The organism is Streptomyces sp. 8P21H-1, assembly GCF_013302945.1.
Genome location: NZ_JABTYA010000290.1, coordinates 1 through 884, shown reverse-complemented (window position 1 = coordinate 884; position 884 = coordinate 1). Strand labels below are relative to the sequence as shown.

Below are 884 nucleotides of genomic sequence, written 5' to 3'. Positions count from 1 at the left end.
CCACGGCGGGGCTCGTCTGGTATGCCAGCCGGCGCCGCGCGACGGTGGGCTGAGCGGCCGGCACCGACACCGGCGTCGGCCCCTGACACCGACACCGACACGACGCCCACACCGCAGGGCGGGGCACCGCGCCCGCCCTCCGGCGCCTCGGTGTGCGCCCTTCCGGGCCGAGCGACCGATTCACTCCTTTTGAGGCAAAAGTAAAGGAGTGCAGCAAGGGCTTCCGCTTGCTCCGGTCCTGGAGTACAAAGGAATGGACGGCCCGCGAGACCCAGGACATCCGAAAGGAAGACCTACTCACGCAACAGAGGCCCCACGGACCGAGCATGAACACCGGGCACCCACGCGACGTCGACCCGTCGATTACGGGCCAGCCGCACCAGGCGACGGGCAACAGTTCCCGACCTGATGGGCAACACTTCGAGGACGCTTGGTAACCCGGTGGTCATGCCAGCGGCGGTACGGACATCCGTACCGCCGCAACCCTGTTCGGGACGGACCCGTGCGGCGTCCGGGACCTACGCGGCGCCCCGCTGCAGCGCCTCGCACACGGCCGTCGACTCCCTGGCGCCGAGTTCGACCGCCCTGCCGCAGTGGGCGATCCAGGCCGCCATCCCCTCCGGGGTCCCGGAGGCGTAGCCGTCCAGAGCGGCCGCGTAGGCCGCGCGGCCGAGTTCCGCGTGGCCGACCTCGGGCGGACAGACCGACTTGGGGTCCAGGCCGCTGCCGACGAGGACGATCCGTTCGGCCGCGCGCGCGACCAGCCCGTTGTGGGAGCCGAACGGGCGCAGCGCGAGGAGTTCGCCGTGCACCACGGCGGCGGTCACCAGGGCGGGCGCCGAGCTTCCGGCGACGACCAGCCGCGCCAGACCGTCGAGGCGCCC

1 pseudogene is annotated in these 884 nt (G+C 72.3%); it reads right to left on the bottom strand.

Annotated elements, in window-relative coordinates:
- Positions 1-518: 518 nt before the first annotated feature.
- Positions 519-884, bottom strand: a pseudogene (locus tag HO151_RS06190) (oxidoreductase); the annotation flags it as partial.